Below are 16,411 nucleotides of genomic sequence, written 5' to 3' on the forward strand. Positions count from 1 at the left end.
TTGTCACAGGGAGTGAGACAAAACATCGTGGTAGAAATCTACCTAACTCGAAATACGAGTTTGCAAACACAACATCGCAACAACTAAGCCAATTGATTCTAAAGAGAATCAAGCCGTTCAGGCCAGCGTTGCGGGGTGAAATATAGAATTTCTCTGGCTGTTCCACAACGGACAATTTATAATGTTTCAGATTAAAAAAACTAATGGTAAGTAAGTTGTATGTCACGTAGATTACCGCCACTGAACTCGCTTCGCGTGTTCGAAGCCGCCGCCAGACACCTCAGTTTCACCCGTGCTGCTGAGGAGCTTTTTGTTACCCAAGCCGCCGTCAGTCATCAGATTAAAGCATTAGAAGAGTTTCTCTCCTTAAAGTTATTTCGTCGCCGTAACCGCTCTTTGCTGCTCACCGAAGAGGGGCAGAGTTATTTTCTCGACATCAAAGACATTTTTACCGCCTTGTCCGAAGCGACCGATAAAGTGCTGGAACGTAGTGAAAAAGGGGCTTTGACCATCAGTCTGCCGCCGAGTTTTGCTATTCAATGGTTGGTGCCGCGCTTAGCCGATTTTAACGCGCAGCAGCCCGATATCGATGTCCGGATCAAAGCCGTGGATATGGATGAAGGCTCTTTGACCGACGACGTTGATGTGGCGATTTACTATGGCGCCGGATATTGGCCCGGACTGCGTGCTGACAAACTCTATCAGGAGTATCTGATCCCACTCTGTTCACCTTCGTTACTTTTGAGCAACAAACCATTAGAATCTCTAAGTGACTTGAAACATCACACCCTACTGCATGACACCTCGAGAAAAGATTGGAAACAGTTTGCCAAAGAAAATGGTTTAGATGAGGTGAACGTTAATCAAGGGCCGATCTTCAGCCACTCCACCATGGTGTTGCAGGCGGCGGCGCACGGCCAAGGAGTCGCGCTCGGCAACAACGTGTTGGCGCGGCCAGAAATGGAAGCCGGGCGCTTGATTGCCCCATTTGATGAAATTTTGCTCTCTAAGAATGCCTTTTATGTGGTTTGTCATGATCAGCAGGCGGAGATGGGACGCATCGCCACGTTCCGCGATTGGATGTTAGCAACTGCACGTAAAGAACAAGAAGAGGTGCTGGATGAGTCTGCCCTACTTGGTTGATGGTCCTGAAGGTGGGCCAGTGTTTATTTTTGCCCATGGTGCAGGCGCGCCGATGGATCACGCCTTCATGACTCTTGTGGCACAAGGGTTGGCCGCCAACGGCATTCGTGTGGTCCGCTTTAATTTTCCCTACATGGACAAGCGTGCGCAAGATGGTAAAAAGCGGCCACCAGATCGCGCGCCCAAACTGCTCGCAGCGTTTATCGACGTGATTGAATCGGTTGCATCTTTGCCTGTGGTGATTGGCGGCAAGTCGATGGGCGGACGAATGGCCAGCCTGCTAGGCGACCATCCACTGGTCAGCGCCATCGCCTGCCTCGGTTTTCCGTTTCATCCTCCGGGTAACGCGGAGAAGTTTAAAGGTGAGCATCTTGCGGTGATAACCAAACCCACTCTGATCCTGCAAGGCGAAAGAGACACGTTTGGCACTCAAAGCGAGTGCGCAGAGTATCCGCTTTCTTCGGCGGTGCAGATGCGGTTTTTACCCGATGGTGACCACAGCTTTAAGCCGAGAAAACGCTCAGGGCTGAGTGAGCAGGACAATATCAATACAGCGGTTGTGCAGTTAACCGCCTTTATTCAAGGAATGCAAAATGAGAAGTAAGTGGTTACTCGCGTTTGTTGGCGCTTCTGCCGCGACAGCGGTGGCGTTGGGGGCTTTTGCCGCGCACGGTTTGAAAAGCAGCTTAGCGCCCTATTTGCTCGAGGTGTTTGAAACCGGAGTGATGTATCAGTTCTGGCATACCTTGGCGATTGCGCTGTGCGCACTGCTGCTTCGCAGCGCGTTGCCAAGTAAAGCGCAAAACTATTTTTTCATCGCCGCGATTTGCTTTATCATCGGCATCTTTTGCTTTAGTGGCAGCTTATACGCGTTAGCGTTGACGGGGATAAAATGGTTTGGCCCTGTAACGCCACTGGGTGGATTGATGTTTATGGTCGGCTGGCTGGTGTTTATGCTCGCGGCTTTGAAAACGAACGAGGTATCTAAGTGAAACAGTTAATGCTCTATTGTCGCCCCGGCTTTGAGAAAGAGTGCGCCGGTGAGATTCAAGATAAAGCGACTCAGCTAGAGGTTTATGGCTTTCCACGCGTGTTTAAAAACGCAGGATACGTGCTGTTTGAGTGCTACCAAGCAGGCGATGCCGACAGGCTGGCTCGTGAGTTGGATTTCAACGCGTTGATCTTTGCAAGGCAGATGTTTGCTGTTGCAGCGGAATTTACCGATCTGCCCGCCGAGGATCGCATTAGCCCGATTTTATCTCAGCTTGAGGAAGTCGATAGCTTCCCCATGTGTGGTGATCTGCGTATCGAAACGCCAGACACCAATGAAGCGAAAGAGCTGCTGAAGTTTTGTCGGAAGTTCACGGTGCCAATGCGTCAGGCCTTGCGCGGAAAAGGTTTCCTTATGGCAAAAGAGCATGCGAAAAAGCCTGTGCTGCACGTTTGCTTTGTTGCCTCAGGACACTGCTTTGTCGGGTACTCCTACTCGGATAACAATTCGCGCTTCTTTATGGGCATCCCTCGTCTGAAGTTTCCCGCTGATGCGCCAAGTCGTTCAACCCTGAAATTGGAAGAGGCGTTTCACGTCTTTATTCCTCGCGAAGAGTGGGATACCCGCTTAGCTTCAGGAATGTGGGCGGTCGATCTCGGCGCGTGTCCGGGCGGTTGGACTTATCAGCTGGTCAAACGTTCGATGTTTGTTCACTGTGTGGACAACGGCATGATGGCGGAAAGCCTAACGGAAACCGGCCAGATCCGTCATCATATGGTCGATGGCTTTAAGTTTGAGCCCGATCGTAAGAACGTCACTTGGCTGGTGTGCGACATGGTGGAAAAGCCAGCGCGTGTTGCTCACTTAATGGGCCAGTGGATCCTCAAAGGTTGGGCTAAAGAAGCGATCTTTAATCTTAAATTGCCAATGAAAGGTCGCTACGACGAGGTGTTGCAAGATATTGAAAACCTGAAAATGTTCCTGATTGAGAACAAGGTGAAATTCAGATTGCAAGCCAAACACCTTTATCACGACCGTGAAGAGATCACCGTACACGTGCAGTGTCTATCTAACATCTCGCCGCATTAATCGCAGCCAAAACAGAAACGCTCCTCGGAGCGTTTCTTCATTCTCACGTTGTTAAAATCAAACCATTAGTTCGATGTTGGCCACATTTCCCACAATTGAGATTCCATACTCTCTTCGCTGGCATCTGCGATTTCAGAGAAAAAATCGAGCTGAGTCTGTCTTTCGACTTCGTCTACGGTCGTGACAAAATTGACCAGTTCACTGCCGGATACATCACGGTGCGGCACGATGAACGCTATCGCGTCGTTGAACGCGGGATCTAAGATGACTTTGTAGAAAGCGCTCGGGATTGCCACGCCGTTACCAATGCTGCCGTCGCCACCTTGATAAATCGGCCCGGTGACGACGTAGAGTTCATGGTACTCATTGGCTAAGTCACGTACGTGTTCTTCCAACAGTCGCCAACCAACGCGGTTAAATCCTGGTAGCTGAGGAGACATGTTGCTCATCAAAAAGCTTTGTTGCATCGAGGTTTGGCTAAAATCCATCGCTGCAGAGGGGGCAAGATGGCCACGATCGTAACCAGAGCCGCTGTAGTCGGTTAAGGTCGAGCGCGCATACTCTGGTAACTCGTTATCCACTTTAAAGCTGTTGCTGCGTTTGTACGAGGCATTCACGCTGTCTGCTGTGATGTGGTAAGCCACCCAATCGGCATTCTTGGTGGTGTAGTTGTAGCCGACCGCGTAGCCTTCACGGCACAACACTTGATCGGGGTGAACGGAAGGCATGCCTTTTTCCAAATGTTGACCACAGGTTTCAGCAAAAGCAGGCAGCGATAGAACGACGGATAGGGAAAGTAAGATGATATTTTTCATTGTTGTACTCCTTGTTGGAGCAATGAAAAATAGAGATATCTATCAATAGTGCCGTGATCATGATTATAGAATAATCAATACTCAGTAAGGTATTGATTAAATTAATCTAATTATTGTGAATGTAACCCATTACACCACATGAGAGATAAACATAGCGATGGCTAATGTACGGTGAAGAATAGGCTATTCTGTTGCATTTGCCCGGCACTATTGCGATGAAGATCAGGGGGTAAAACGCAGATCTTGCAGATTAAAGCCAAGTTCAATGTCGGTTTTTAACGCTGCGACCTGTTTGCAGCGGCGCGCTTGATCAATATGCAGCTCAAACTTTTTTCGGTATTTGGTGGGCAGCGCATCACTTTGATTGGCTTGCTCTATGTCACCAAACTGCGTCAGTATCTCTTTGGCTGCCTTCGGGCCAATACCGGGAATGCCGGGCACTTGGCTTGAACTGATGCCCGCCAAACCCCAGTAGTCGGCGAGCTGTGTCGGTTTGACGCCAAACTCGTTGGCAATAAACGGCTCATCTAGCCAACGATGCTGAAAGTAGTCGCGGATTTGCAGAGTGGGAGAGAGCAGTTGGCAATAACCTTTATCGGTAGAGACAATCGTCACTTTTTCGCCGTGACTGGCGACTTTTTGTGCCAGTGTCGCCACCAGATCGTCGGCTTCATCCCCTTCGGAAAGTAAAGAGTCAATACCCATTTCCCACCAAGCGTCTTGAATTTTTTCCAGCCCTTGCAGCAAAGGCTCTGGCATGGGTTTGCGTCCTTGCTTGTATTCAGGCAGGATTTTTGCGCGCCAGCCTCGGTCGGCGCCTAAGTGATCAAACACGGCGACAATATGAGTGGGTTGGGCTTCGCGGATAATGCGTTGCAGTGTTCTGCCAGTATTGGTGATGGTATTAGCGATGTCATTCGGATCGGGCTGAGCGGAGTGGACTCGGCGGATAAGATTGAGCGCGTCGATGATAACAAGATGAATAGCCATAACAAAATACTGCAAAAAGAAAAGGGGCCAATGGCCCCTGAGTGTAACGGAAAATCCCTGCGCTATCGACCACCGTTTGAGCTTGGTGCGATTTTGTAGCAAGGCACATAAGCGCTGCCACCGGGCAATTTCATACGATGTTGCGCGACGAAATCTCGCAGCAGTTTGTCCATCTTTTTCATTAAAACCGGATCGCCATCAATCACGAAAGGCCCTTTCCGTTCGATTTCGCGAATGCCTTCCGCCTTGACGTTACCCGCTACAATCCCTGAAAAAGCTCGACGCAGATTGGCGGCCAGCACTTGCGGCTTTTGATTCAGATGCAAATCTAAACTCGCCATCGAATCATGGGTCGGCTCAAACGGCAACTGGAACTCAGGTTCAATTTTGAGAGACCAGTTATAGCTGTAAGCGTCACCGGTGTCTTTACGATGCTGACGTACTTTACCCATCGCCTGTTTCATGACTCGCGCCACTTCCGCCGGGTTGTCAATGATGATTTGGTAGTGCTTGCGCCCTTCTTCGCCTAAGGTATCGCCGATAAAGGCATCGATTGAACGGAAGTAGGCTTCACTCTCTTTCGGGCCTGTCAAGACGATCGGCATCGGCTGTGTGGCGTTTTCCGGATGCATCATGATGCCGAGGATGTAAAGCAGCTCTTCGGCGGTGCCCGGACCTCCGGGGAAGATGATTATGCCGTGAGCCATGCGCACAAACGCTTCCAACCGTTTTTCAATGTCCGGCATGATCACCAGTTCATTGACAATTGGGTTTGGTGGCTCAGCGGCAATGATCGATGGCTCAGTCAAACCAAGGTAGCGTTGATGGGCGTAGCGCTGCTTAGCATGGCCAATGGCCGCGCCTTTCATCGGCCCCTCCATTGCACCCGGCCCACAACCCGTACAGATGTTCAGCTCACGCAGTCCGAGTTCACTGCCGACTTCACGCGTGTATTGATATTCTGTTGGGTTGATCGAGTGTCCCCCCCAACACACCACAAGGTTCGGCTCTATGCCCGGGATCAGTGCGCCCGCGTTGCGCAAAATCGCGAACACGAGATTAGTGATGTGCGTGGCGTTGGTTAGATTCAAGCGCTGGCTGTCGGCCAAATGCATGTTGACGTAAACGATGTCACGTAGCACGGCAAACAGGTGCTCTTGAATGCCCTTGATGATTTCGCCATCGACAAAAGCGTGCTCTGGTGGGTTGGTCAGTTCCAACTTAATGCCGCGCTCACGGCGCACCACGTTGACATCAAAGGATAGATATTTATCCAGCAGCTCTTTGGAGTTGTCGGTGTGGCTACCGGAGTTGAGTACCGCGAGTGTACAGTTGCGGTACAGTTGGTACAGTTCGCTAGAGGCGGTTTTTTTTAGGCGCTCAACTTCCAGCTGAGAGAGCAGATCCATACTTCCTGCAGGGCTGATATGAGTAATCATAAGGCCTCCTTGCTTAGCGTTGTGGTTATTAGCATTGTGGTTAATAGTGGCAATCCGAGCCCTGTAGATAACGTCGCTGTAGAAATATGCGAATGAGAGTGCAGGCTGGATTGCTGCCACAGAGCCATGCTCTGTGGCACAAAATTAATGGCAGTTTTGTTAGCTTAGCAAAGGATGGTAGAAAAGAAACGTGATAACTAGTTGAAAAATCAGAACCTGACAGAGATGTTAGGTTCGTCTGCTGCATTTTTGTGCAACCATTCAGCGCCAGTCGAGCTGATTCAAGCCGCGTTGTTTACTCTCTTTGAGCATAGTGCCTAAGCGATCCACGACATATTCTGGGTTATCCGCTTCACCAAACGCGGTAGAAACCGCACTGAGTGTGATGGTGATCTGTTGCTCGCGAAACTTAAACGGCAGTTTGCTGATTTCAGTTTGGATCTTTTTCACTAAGTTCAGCGCGTATTCATCGGTTTGCTCGGGAATCAGTAGAATAAATTCCTCGCCACCAAAGCGGGCAACCGTATCGGTGTCTGCGGCGACTTTACGGATGGTGCGTGCAATGATTTTCAGCGCTTTGTCGCCGGCGGTGTAGCCGTAGCTGTCGTTAATCGCTTTAAAGCTATCGATGTCGAGCAGCACGACTCGTAAGTTGTGTTGCGCGCGGATCCAACGTCGATATTCCAGCTCTAAACGGTCATTAAACGCCGTGCGGTTATACACTTTGGTGAGTGGATCGAGCAGCATACGTTGCGCCTGATCCTCCAAGCGGCGGCGATAATCTTGAGTGACTTCAAATACCGCTTCAAGCTGATGTTGTCCGTATTGCAACCGCTCTTGCAGCACCTGCTCTTTTTCTTCAGCAAGGCTCAAGCGCTGCGAAAGTGATTCAATCTGTGCCAGAAGTGGCGAAACCGTGTCTTTAAGCTGCTCAAGTTCGGTGGCGCTATCGACCGAAAAGCGACTTTTTGCCACCAGTTTGCCTAGCTCTTTATTAAATTGCTGGCGCTGTTCAAAGTAAGTTTGGCTTTGATCGACATTCTGATGGGAGGTTTTTAGATTGGCAGCAAGCGAAGCGTTGAGCTGTTCGAGAAACTGCTCTGACGCTTTGCGCTCGAAATGGGTCCCTTCAATGACCAATTTCAAAACCTGCAAAGTGAGTTCGATCAACGCCTCAGCTGAGACTCCGAGTAACAGCTTAGTGCGGATATCGAGCAGCAAATCGCCCGATTCGCCTTCAAAGTCTAACTCGGTAATTGCGTTTTGCAGCTCTGTGGCTAAGCAGTCCAGTTGATTTCTGTCGAGACTGTTTTGCTCATTAAAGTTGAGCCGAGAGTTGGAGGTGATGATTTTTAACGCGCGTTCGTAGATATTGAGCAGCTTGACCGCGTGATCGACATTGCGTCCTTGGCCATGGCTAAACCCCATTAGGTTGCGCAGCTCGCGTTTGAGTTGCGCGGGCAAGCCCGCTACGCGTTGCAGGGTTTCGCCACTGTGCTTTAATTGCTCGTCAAGAAAACTGGTCTGTTTATCCATAGCCACGGTTCGTTGTCTCAGCATTCTTTCCAGCACCACCAAGCGCGGGAGCAAACGACTGACATCTTTTTGTTGTTCCAGCTCGCGCTGGATAGCCTGTAAATTTTGACTCAGTGTAGCATCAGACACCTGACAGGCGGCACTCAGCGAAGTCACAATTCGCTTGAGAACAAGCTGTTCGCGTTTGAATTTGAGTGATGTGTCACGATGTGTCAGCCTGAGTTGGTCTAATTGACAACTCAACTGATGCAGTTGCGCTTGAATATCGGATTCCAAAATGCCCATTGTGAACGACAACACAGTCCATGTACTACTTAACGAAGGATCTGATAATAACAAAAAACATTATAGCGTCATCTATTTGGCGGTTTAAGCGCGCGAGATTTAGCCATTTTTTAATAAATTTTTGAGGTTGTCCTCATTCTGGTAAGACGAGTGTATTTTTATCAACCCTTGATGGATCGCTTGTTGTGCCGCATCCCTTATGTTACCGGATGCAAGGCTTGCCGCGGGCGCGTTGTCGATGGCCTTGAGGTAAACATAGTGGCTGCACTTATCCAACAAGCTTACTTCGCGTGCTAAGTGCGTGGCGAGCAGCAGCAGATCAAGCAACTCTTGGTCGTTGATTGCCGTGTAGGCGCGAGGTAAGAATGGGTAATCGGCCATGCCCATGCGCACAGTGCGATTGATGTGGTGCGCGGCAGCAAACTCATCGACCCAAGCTTGCACTTTGGCGAAAATGTCCTCGGCAGAATAATGGCGTTCCGTGTTGGGTTCGATGTAAAGCAGATTGGCGTCGGAAAAATGGTACAAGCGGGAAGGCTTGCTGATTTTGTCACTGAGAAACGCACCGAATGCCCGTTCGAGCTCTAAACCCGCTTTGTAGCCGTGTTGCACATACATGCTGCGCAGGAAGGGCAGGTCGATCATCACGAAACGTAGGCGATCATTCAGCGGTTCGTGGATCAGTTCCCCGAGTTGCCACTGCTCAAAGGTTTGATTGGTTTTACGCAGCGAGTTGGACAGTTTCGCGTTGAGCATGCGCAAGTTACGCAGTTTGGAGCGCGAATGGGTATAGAGATCGGCGGTGAGTTGTTCTATCTGCGTGGTTTGCCGCTGCAGCAGTACGCCTCGTCTCATCAGGAGTAAAAACAGCACCAGTGAGAGCAAAAATAGTGCAAAGGCGATTTTCTGGAACTTGGCGTGCTCGATGGTAATTTTTTCGAGCTGTTCAGCTTGGCCTGTATAGTGAATGGTTTGCTCGGCAAACTCTTTTTGCTGACGAAATGCATCTTCACTGATCTGATTGAGTTTTTTCTGTTCAATGCTGACTAACTGGTTGTAGTGCTTCAGACTCTCTAGCGCCAAATCGAACTGTTTGCCTTGTTCATAGCCCAGCGATAGCAATTGATAGGCTTGTTGCCGGATCGTCAAATTTTCTTCTGTGGCGCTCGCGGTGATAGCCAGTGCGTTGTTGGCGTTAGCGATCACTCCTTGGCTGTCGTTTTGATAGAAGGCCAAGCCGGATTTGAGCAGCGCTGCTTGCGCTTTGAGTTTCGGGATATCGGCAAATTCCAACACTTCAAGTGCGCGTTCCAGATATTGCTCCGCTAACGGATAGTTATAAAGTTGCAGGTAGGTTGCCGCGAGGCTTAGGCGAATACTGACTACTTGCTGTACGTCGTGTGTCGAGCTGTCGTGATCCAAGACGTTAAAGTAGTGCACCAGCGCCAGATTGTACTTTCCTTGGCGAAAATAGATGTTGCCCATTCTCTCCATTACCTGAGCGAGGATGGGCGAATTGGGATAGGCATCATAAAAATCGGCCGCTTGCGAAAGGTATTCTAGCGCTTTGTCGAGCACGCGCCGCTCTTCGAACAGTTGTGCCAGCAAGCGATTCACCTTGGCGAGTCGTGCGCTTTTGTTGCCTTCAATCGCTTTCCAATAGCCAAACAGCAGCTCTGACAGGGCTAAGTTGTATTTCTGATGAGAGAGATAAAACTCACCGACGGCGATGTGGTAATCAATCAGAGTATTTTCAGAGCGACTGTTTTTAATCAGCTCTTGCGCTTCGCCGTAGTAACGCTCTGCTTGCGGCAAATCATTTTGCTGTGATGCGAGCAGTGCTTGTTGCATCAACAGTCGGTACTTAACGCTATCGGTCATCTGTAAAGAGGTGCTGGCAAGCTCCAACTGGTTGCTGATTTCGTCTAACGCGCGTTTGGCTTTGAGGTAGTCTTTATCAAACTGCCACAGCAATTGAGTTCGCAGCAGCTTCACATCCAAATTGAGATAAGGCAGTTGAAAGGTTTTAGTCAACTGTTCCGCGGTATTGAGCTGCACCAGCGCTGAGCGGGAGTTGCCTAAAGCAAATTCTGCTCGGGCGAGAATTTTATACGCTTCAACACTGCCACTTGGCGTACGTAGCGCTCGGTCGGTGTCGTCGCGGGAAATCGCGGAAGGGCTTTTGTCTTGGTTGTTGGTGAGCTCGCGCTGTGTCAGATAATTTTGCACTATCTTCTTTGCTTGCGCTGGTTCAATGTCCACCAACTGCTCTGCTTCGGTCAATAAGACCGAAGAGAGCACGGTAGCGTGCAACTGCACGCTAAAAAGCAGAGCCAAAATGCCAACTAGGCGTTGCCAACGCACCATGTTTAATCCCTCAACGCGATATCGTTACTGACGAGCCATACGCTGGTTGTGCGCAGGTTTGGCTTGTTGTGTGGAGCGGTAAGGGTTGATGTCCAAACCACCTCGGCGGGTGTAACGCGCGTACACAGTGAGGCTTTGTGGCGCACAGTACTTCATGATGTCGGTAAAAATACGCTCGACGCACTGCTCATGAAACTCATTGTGCTCACGGAATGAGACCAGATAGCGTAGTAGCTTTTCGCGATCAATCTGTTTGCCGTGATAAGCAATTTCCACGCTGCCCCAATCGGGTTGATTGGTGATCAAGCAGTTCGATTTCAGCAGATGGCTGTGTAGCGTTTCTTGCACCACTGTCTCTCCCGCAGCATCTTGCAGTAGAGATTGGTCGAAATCGTAGCTCTCGATCTCAATATCTTGATCGTCGATGCATTCACCTGCCATGGTCACAATCGGTTGTTGTGTGTAGTGGCTGAGTGGATTGACCTTCACCGCTACAGGTTCACCAGCGCAGGCGGATAAATCGCTTGTTAAGCGTTCAACCACCGCTTGCCAAGTGGCAAAGCGAGTCTGGTTATAGCTGTTAAGGTAGAGCTTAAAGGATTTTGACTCAATCAAGTTGGGGCTGGTGGCCGGAATAGACACTTCGCCCACCGCGACTTGTGGCAGGCCTTTGCTGTTGAGCCAAGAGAGTTCGTACAGTGTCCAGATGTCGTGACCGACGAACGGCAAGTTCGTACCCAGTTGCAGATCGTCGCGATTGAGGCTGCGCGGAACAGGTTGAAGTAAACTTGCGTCGTATTGCGTGGCGTATTCGGTTTTTTTACCCAAAGTCAGGCCAGCCAGCTCTTTGGCGTCAGAATATTTGCTCATACTTGTGGTCATTTTCGATTAGAATGGCGGGAATTTTACTGAATCCATCGCTTAAAAGCCATCTTGCAACTCGGGATAACTAGGAGTTTTCATGACGAATCCAGTCTCACAAGCGCTTGCCGAATTCAGCCAGCGTTTTCAGCTGTGCTGGCAACAGACACATAATGAGCTGCCATGCAGTGACGATCTGGTTGATCTCGACTCTCCATGCATCCAACGTAAAACCGAACATCAAGTGTGGTGGCAGCCTGTTGCTTTGGATGAAGCTGCCGATTTTGTCAATGTTGAACGGGCGATCGAGCTCACTTTGCACGATGACATCAAAGCCTTTTACGGCAGTCAGTATGCTGCGGATATGAACGCCACTTGGCAAGGTAATGAGCTGACGCTGCTGCAAGTATGGAGCGAAGAGGACTTCAGCCGCTTGCAGGAGAACATTTTGGGTCATTTGGTGACGCAGCGTCGTTTGAAACTCAAACCGACGGTGTTTATTGCTGTGACCGATGCCGAGTTGGACGTGATTTCCATCTGTAATCTCACTGGGAACGTGATCTTAGAAAGGCTCGGCACCGACAAAAGAGAAGTGCTTGCGTCCAATGTGGCGGAGTTTTTGGCTAACCTAGCGGTTGTGGTGTAAGTATGTACGTCGTTGAATTGCAATTTGAATGTTTTGACAACACCACGGTGAGCGCGGTCGACAAAGCGATTAACGGTTTGATGGATGCGCTGCGCTATAACGGCCAAGTGCTGGGGCGTGAGTTTCCGATTGTGATGGGCGATGGCGAGTTTTTTGTCCGCGCCGTGTGCCCGGAAAAAGAGAGTTTGCACCCTCGCTACCATTCGGATTTTGTGCGCGTGTGCTTGGACCGTTTGTCTGAAGCCGCGCTTCTAGCGCCGAAAATGCGCTTGTTGGGGCGGGATATCAACTCAGAACAAGCGGCCGATGAAGAGAGACCAAGCTGGCAAGTCCTCTACACCACCTATGTACACACCTGCTCTCCGCTGCGTAGCGGTGAAACCTTGCTGCCGATTCCGTTGTATCGCAATGGCCCGACCTTAAATGGCGATCATAAAGCGGTGATCAAATGGCAAACGGAATGGCAAGCGTGTGATGAGATCCAGATGGCGGGAGGCTGCCGCGCTGAGCACGCCGCGCTGCACGAGATTTGTGATGTTGACAGTGTGCTGTTTCGTCGCGGCTGGGATTTGCGCGGGCGGATCGAGTACCTCACGCAGATCCCGACTTATTACTATCAGTATCGGGTTGGTGGCACCTCGCTGGCGGACGAGCAGAGCCGAAAATGTCCGAAATGTGGCGGTGAGTGGCTACAAGCGCAGGCGCTGCACGACATCTTCCACTTCAAATGCGATACGTGCCGTATCGTCTCCAATATCTCTTGGGATCACTTAAAGTAATTGCCGAACAAAAAAAGGGTTGACGCTTACACGTCAACCCTCATGATTTCTTGCTTTCGGCTCGCGAAATTACCAGCCTTTTACCACGCCGCCTTGGAAGATCTCAGAAGCCGCTTTGTACACTTCTTCGGTTTGGTATGCTTTGACAAAGTTTTGTACGTTTTCCGCTTGCACGTTGTTTTGACGCGCCACGATCAGGTTAACGTAAGGTGACTCTTTGTCTTCGACAAATACGCCATCTTTTTGCGGAGTCAAATTGATTGAGCTCGCGTAAGTGGTGTTGATGATAGACAGAGCAACGTCGTCCAGTGAGCGTGGAAGCTGAGCGGCATCCAGTTCGACGATAGTCAGGTTTTTCGAGTTACCAACGATGTCGCGAACGGTAGCCAGTAGACCAACTTTGTCACGCAGTTTGATCAGGCCTTGTTGCTCTAGCAGCAGCAGTGAACGACCAAGGTTGGTTGGATCGTTAGGAACAGCGATGCGCGCGCCGTCTTGGATTTCTGCTACCGATTTCACTTGCTTTGAGTAGCCCGCGATTGGGTAAACAAAGGTGTTGCCCGCGATAGTCAGTTTGTAACCACGGTCAGTGACTTGCTGATCGAGGTACGGCTTGTGTTGGAACGCGTTGACGTCGATAGATCCGTCATCCAGTGCTGCGTTTGGTGTTACATAGTCAGTAAAAGTCACTAGCTCAACATCCAGACCATATTTTTCTTTGGCCACTTTTGCCGCCACTTCTGCAACTTGAGCTTCGGCACCCGCCATCACGCCCACTTTTATCTTGCTGTTGTCGGCGGCTTTTTCACCACAACCAGAGAGAATCAGTGCAGAGGCAGCGGCGGCAATCGTCAATAAACCTTTGAGGCTAAATTTCATCGTAAATCTCCTTATATTTTTATCTTGCAATTCTTAGCGGTGGTCTACGCGGCGTACAATTGCATCGCCGATAGACTGAATAATCTGTACTAGCACAATCAACATGACGACAGTCACCGCCATGATCACCACGTCGTAGCGGTGGAAACCATACCGGATGGCGACATCGCCCAAGCCGCCACCACCAACGGTTCCTGCCATCGCGGAGTAGCTGACCAGCGTCACTAAAGTGATAGTGACAGAGTTAACAATGGTCGGTAGCGCTTCAGGAAGCAGTACCTTAGTGATAATTTGCAGTGGCGTAGCGCCCATGGCTTGCGCCGCTTCAACCAGACCCGACGGCACTTCCAGCAGCGCGCCTTCAATTAAACGAGCCACAAAAGGTATCGCCCCTATGGTCAGCGGCACGATGGCGGCAGTGGTGCCGATAAAGGTGCCCACCAGTAATTTTGTTACCGGAATAATCGCCACCATCAGCACCAGAAAAGGCACCGAACGGCCTACGTTGACGATGGCGCCAAGGATTTTGTTGAGCTTGGTGTTTTCCAACAAACCACCTTTTTTACTGGTGTGCAGAATCACGCCAAGGGGAATGCCAATCGCAAAACCGACTACGCCAGCCACCGCCACCATGTACAAGGTTTGCCAAGTTGCGCCCAGCAGGAGATCGCCATTTAAACTCAACCACTGTGCAATCGTATTAAAGGACATAACCCAGTACCTCCACTTTTACGTTATGTTCGCGCAAAAATTCCAGTGCGGCGTTGTCGTCTTCTTCATTGCCAAACAGCTCAGCGACCATCATGCCGAACTTGACACCGCCTGCGTAATCGAGATCAGAGCTGAGTATGCTGATATCAATATTGAATTTACGCGAGATCTGAGACACCAGCGGCGCGTCCACTGTCGCTCCGGTAAATTCCAGCCTAACCAGTGGGTAGCTGCCTTCAACGCGATTTGGCTGCAAGCGTGCTTGGTAATCTTCCGGAATGGAGAGATCCAAGGTAGAGCGAATAAACGCGTGCGCCAGTTCGGTTTTCGGATGGGCGAAGATCTCGCCAACCGTGCCTTTTTCAACCAGTTCGCCGTCACCGATGATCGCCACTTCGTGACAGATGCTTTTCACCACATCCATCTCATGCGTAATAAGCAGCATGGTGATTTTCAGTTTGCGGTTGATCTCTTTCAGCAGTTCCAAAATCGATTGCGTGGTTGCGGGATCGAGTGCGCTGGTGGCTTCGTCGCACAACAGCACTTTCGGATCGCTCGCCAAAGCGCGGGCAATCGCGACGCGCTGCTTTTGCCCGCCGCTGAGATTGGCCGGGTAACTTTCCTGTTTGTCCGATAAGCCAACCAGTTTGAGCAACTGCGTTACTTTCTCTTTGATCTGTTCTTTGCTCTTGCCCGCCAGTTCCAGTGGCAGGGCAACGTTGTCAAACACGCTGCGCGAGGAAAGCAGATTAAAATGCTGGAAAATCATGCCAATATTGCGGCGTGCTTCGCCCAGTTGCGCTTTGCTGAGGGTAGTGAGGTCAACGCCGTCCACCACAATGCGGCCGCTGCTTGGCGCTTCGAGCATGTTGACGCAGCGGATCAGCGTGCTTTTCCCTGCACCCGATGATCCGATAACACCAAAAATGGTGCCTTCTGCGATATGTAAGTTGATGTTTTTCAAAGCATGTATTTCCTTACTGCCTTGATAAAACACTTTATTTACCTGACTAATTTCAATCATTTTTATACCTGTGCAGGGACAACAGAATAATATTTTGAGCGCTGGCTCACTTTTCAGATGATGCTATGGCTTTCACGTTTTCAAGTCAATAGATATTTTTACGTCTAGACGTCCAAACGTTTAGCGGTTTACCAATCAAATCGTCATTAGATAGAGAAGAATAGTCTATGCAGAGCGATTGAGTTGGCTGTATGGCAGTTGAAACTCGCAAACGTCGCCTTTTCGGTTATAATCGCGCTTTAAATTACCCTGTTGACAGAGATATAGATTTTGGCCAAACCAGCTGTTTTTTTAGATCGTGATGGCGTGATTAACGTCGATCATGGGTATGTTCACGATGAGCATGATTTCGAATACATTGATGGTGTATTCGCAGCGACCAAAGCCCTGCAAGAGATGGGCTACTTACTGGTTTTGGTCACCAACCAGTCGGGGATAGCGCGTGGTAAGTTTAGTGAAGATCGCTTTCTCTCTTTGACTCAATGGATGGATTGGAATTTCGCTGACAACGGGGTTGAGTTCGACGGCATCTATTATTGCCCGCATCATGCCGAGCACGGTATTGGCGACTACAAGCAAGATTGTGACTGCCGCAAGCCTAAGCCGGGCATGTTTATCTCAGCGCGTGATTTCTTGAAGATCGATATGGCCAACTCGATCATGGTGGGCGACAAAGCGGAAGATATGATGGCCGCTGACGCGGCTGGTGTCGGCACCAAGTTATTGGTGAAGACCGGAAAACCGCTCACAGAGCAAGGCGAGGCGCTGGCAACGGCGGTGCTGGAGAGCATCCGTGAGGTGCCCGAGTACGTGAAACAACATCTCAAAGGTCGCTAAGCGGCCTTTTTCTTCTGCA

At 50.1% G+C, this 16,411-nt stretch carries 16 protein-coding genes; 7 read left to right on the forward strand and 9 right to left on the reverse strand.

Annotation, left to right across the window (positions count from 1 at the left end; genetic code table 11):
* Positions 1-219: 219 nt before the first annotated feature.
* From EWA64_RS12365 to rlmM, 4 genes are read left to right on the forward strand one after another with little or no spacing between them, the layout of a single operon-like run.
* The gene (locus EWA64_RS12365; protein ID WP_061893673.1) at positions 220-1,143 is read left to right on the forward strand and encodes a transcriptional regulator GcvA; all 924 of its coding nucleotides are present in this window, start codon (positions 220-222) and stop codon (positions 1,141-1,143) included.
* The gene (locus EWA64_RS12370) at positions 1,121-1,747 is read left to right on the forward strand and encodes an alpha/beta fold hydrolase (protein ID WP_061893674.1); all 627 of its coding nucleotides are present in this window, start codon (positions 1,121-1,123) and stop codon (positions 1,745-1,747) included. The genes EWA64_RS12365 and EWA64_RS12370 overlap by 23 nt, the downstream gene beginning before the upstream one ends.
* Complete coding sequence (locus EWA64_RS12375; protein ID WP_061893675.1) at positions 1,737-2,135, forward strand: DUF423 domain-containing protein; 399 nt, start codon at positions 1,737-1,739, stop codon at positions 2,133-2,135. The genes EWA64_RS12370 and EWA64_RS12375 overlap by 11 nt, the downstream gene beginning before the upstream one ends.
* Complete coding sequence (rlmM, locus tag EWA64_RS12380) at positions 2,132-3,223, forward strand: 23S rRNA (cytidine(2498)-2'-O)-methyltransferase RlmM (RefSeq protein ID WP_039461050.1); 1,092 nt, start codon at positions 2,132-2,134, stop codon at positions 3,221-3,223. Before EWA64_RS12375 ends, rlmM begins: the two co-directional genes overlap by 4 nt.
* 65 nt (positions 3,224-3,288) lie before the next feature.
* On the opposite strand, the gene EWA64_RS12385 is transcribed toward rlmM, so the two are convergent.
* The 6 genes from EWA64_RS12385 to queF form a co-directional block, all read right to left on the reverse strand.
* Positions 3,289-4,038: a DNA/RNA non-specific endonuclease gene (locus tag EWA64_RS12385; RefSeq protein ID WP_061893676.1), complete on the reverse strand. Its 750-nt coding sequence runs from the start codon at positions 4,036-4,038 to the stop codon at positions 3,289-3,291.
* A gap of 222 nt (positions 4,039-4,260) precedes the next feature.
* Positions 4,261-5,028 carry a flap endonuclease Xni gene (gene xni, locus EWA64_RS12390; protein WP_061893677.1) on the reverse strand — a complete coding sequence of 256 codons (768 nt, stop codon included), beginning with the start codon at positions 5,026-5,028 and terminating at the stop codon, positions 4,261-4,263.
* A gap of 62 nt (positions 5,029-5,090) precedes the next feature.
* Positions 5,091-6,467: a nucleotide 5'-monophosphate nucleosidase PpnN gene (gene ppnN, locus EWA64_RS12395; RefSeq protein ID WP_061893678.1), complete on the reverse strand. Its 1,377-nt coding sequence runs from the start codon at positions 6,465-6,467 to the stop codon at positions 5,091-5,093.
* Positions 6,468-6,728: 261 nt separating this feature from the next.
* Positions 6,729-8,288: a GGDEF domain-containing protein gene (locus EWA64_RS12400; RefSeq protein ID WP_061893679.1), complete on the reverse strand. Its 1,560-nt coding sequence runs from the start codon at positions 8,286-8,288 to the stop codon at positions 6,729-6,731.
* A 99-nt stretch (positions 8,289-8,387) separates the two neighbouring features.
* On the reverse strand, positions 8,388-10,652 hold the full coding sequence (locus EWA64_RS12405; RefSeq protein ID WP_082796627.1) for a tetratricopeptide repeat protein: 2,265 nt from the start codon (positions 10,650-10,652) through the stop codon (positions 8,388-8,390).
* Between the two features lie 27 nt (positions 10,653-10,679).
* On the reverse strand, positions 10,680-11,525 hold the full coding sequence (gene queF, locus EWA64_RS12410; protein ID WP_061893681.1) for an NADPH-dependent 7-cyano-7-deazaguanine reductase QueF: 846 nt from the start codon (positions 11,523-11,525) through the stop codon (positions 10,680-10,682).
* Between the two features lie 91 nt (positions 11,526-11,616).
* Between queF and syd the strand changes: the two genes are divergently transcribed.
* Entirely contained in the window at positions 11,617-12,162 is a 546-nt protein-coding gene (gene syd, locus EWA64_RS12415) for a SecY-interacting protein (RefSeq protein WP_061893682.1), read from the forward strand.
* Positions 12,163-12,164: 2 nt separating this feature from the next.
* Positions 12,165-12,941 (forward strand): Zn-ribbon-containing protein, encoded by a 777-nt coding sequence (locus EWA64_RS12420; protein WP_039461039.1) that lies wholly within the window; start codon positions 12,165-12,167, stop codon positions 12,939-12,941.
* A 69-nt stretch (positions 12,942-13,010) separates the two neighbouring features.
* On the opposite strand, the gene EWA64_RS12425 is transcribed toward EWA64_RS12420, so the two are convergent.
* The 3 genes from EWA64_RS12425 to metN are packed head-to-tail and all read right to left on the reverse strand — an operon-like array spanning position 13,011 to position 15,555.
* The gene (locus tag EWA64_RS12425; protein WP_061893683.1) at positions 13,011-13,820 is read right to left on the reverse strand and encodes a MetQ/NlpA family lipoprotein; all 810 of its coding nucleotides are present in this window, start codon (positions 13,818-13,820) and stop codon (positions 13,011-13,013) included.
* Positions 13,821-13,853: 33 nt separating this feature from the next.
* A complete protein-coding gene (locus tag EWA64_RS12430) occupies positions 13,854-14,531 on the reverse strand; it encodes a methionine ABC transporter permease (protein WP_039424482.1) in 678 nt (225 codons plus the stop codon).
* The gene (gene metN / locus EWA64_RS12435) at positions 14,521-15,555 is read right to left on the reverse strand and encodes a methionine ABC transporter ATP-binding protein MetN (RefSeq protein WP_039442505.1); all 1,035 of its coding nucleotides are present in this window, start codon (positions 15,553-15,555) and stop codon (positions 14,521-14,523) included. The genes EWA64_RS12430 and metN overlap by 11 nt, the downstream gene beginning before the upstream one ends.
* A gap of 270 nt (positions 15,556-15,825) precedes the next feature.
* Between metN and gmhB the strand changes: the two genes are divergently transcribed.
* A complete protein-coding gene (gmhB, locus tag EWA64_RS12440; RefSeq protein ID WP_039424488.1) occupies positions 15,826-16,392 on the forward strand; it encodes a D-glycero-beta-D-manno-heptose 1,7-bisphosphate 7-phosphatase in 567 nt (188 codons plus the stop codon).
* Positions 16,393-16,411 lie beyond the last annotated feature (19 nt).

The organism is Vibrio cidicii (assembly GCF_009665415.1).
Lineage (GTDB): Bacteria > Pseudomonadota > Gammaproteobacteria > Enterobacterales > Vibrionaceae > Vibrio > Vibrio cidicii.

Excerpts from the sequence above, each read along its gene's own strand:
- EWA64_RS12365 (WP_061893673.1), top strand. The coding sequence starts at position 220 with ATGTCACGTAGATTACCGCCACTGAACTCGCTTCGCGTGTTCGAAGCC.
- EWA64_RS12370 (WP_061893674.1), top strand. The coding sequence starts at position 1,121 with ATGAGTCTGCCCTACTTGGTTGATGGTCCTGAAGGTGGGCCAGTGTTT.
- EWA64_RS12375 (WP_061893675.1), top strand. The coding sequence starts at position 1,737 with ATGAGAAGTAAGTGGTTACTCGCGTTTGTTGGCGCTTCTGCCGCGACA.
- EWA64_RS12385 (WP_061893676.1), bottom strand. The coding sequence starts at position 4,038 with ATGAAAAATATCATCTTACTTTCCCTATCCGTCGTTCTATCGCTGCCT.
- xni (WP_061893677.1), bottom strand. The coding sequence starts at position 5,028 with ATGGCTATTCATCTTGTTATCATCGACGCGCTCAATCTTATCCGCCGA.
- ppnN (WP_061893678.1), bottom strand. The coding sequence starts at position 6,467 with ATGATTACTCATATCAGCCCTGCAGGAAGTATGGATCTGCTCTCTCAG.
- EWA64_RS12400 (WP_061893679.1), bottom strand. The coding sequence starts at position 8,288 with ATGGGCATTTTGGAATCCGATATTCAAGCGCAACTGCATCAGTTGAGT.
- queF (WP_061893681.1), bottom strand. The coding sequence starts at position 11,525 with ATGAGCAAATATTCTGACGCCAAAGAGCTGGCTGGCCTGACTTTGGGT.
- syd (WP_061893682.1), top strand. The coding sequence starts at position 11,617 with ATGACGAATCCAGTCTCACAAGCGCTTGCCGAATTCAGCCAGCGTTTT.
- EWA64_RS12420 (WP_039461039.1), top strand. The coding sequence starts at position 12,165 with ATGTACGTCGTTGAATTGCAATTTGAATGTTTTGACAACACCACGGTG.
- EWA64_RS12425 (WP_061893683.1), bottom strand. The coding sequence starts at position 13,820 with ATGAAATTTAGCCTCAAAGGTTTATTGACGATTGCCGCCGCTGCCTCT.
- EWA64_RS12430 (WP_039424482.1), bottom strand. The coding sequence starts at position 14,531 with ATGTCCTTTAATACGATTGCACAGTGGTTGAGTTTAAATGGCGATCTC.
- metN (WP_039442505.1), bottom strand. The coding sequence starts at position 15,555 with ATGATTGAAATTAGTCAGGTAAATAAAGTGTTTTATCAAGGCAGTAAG.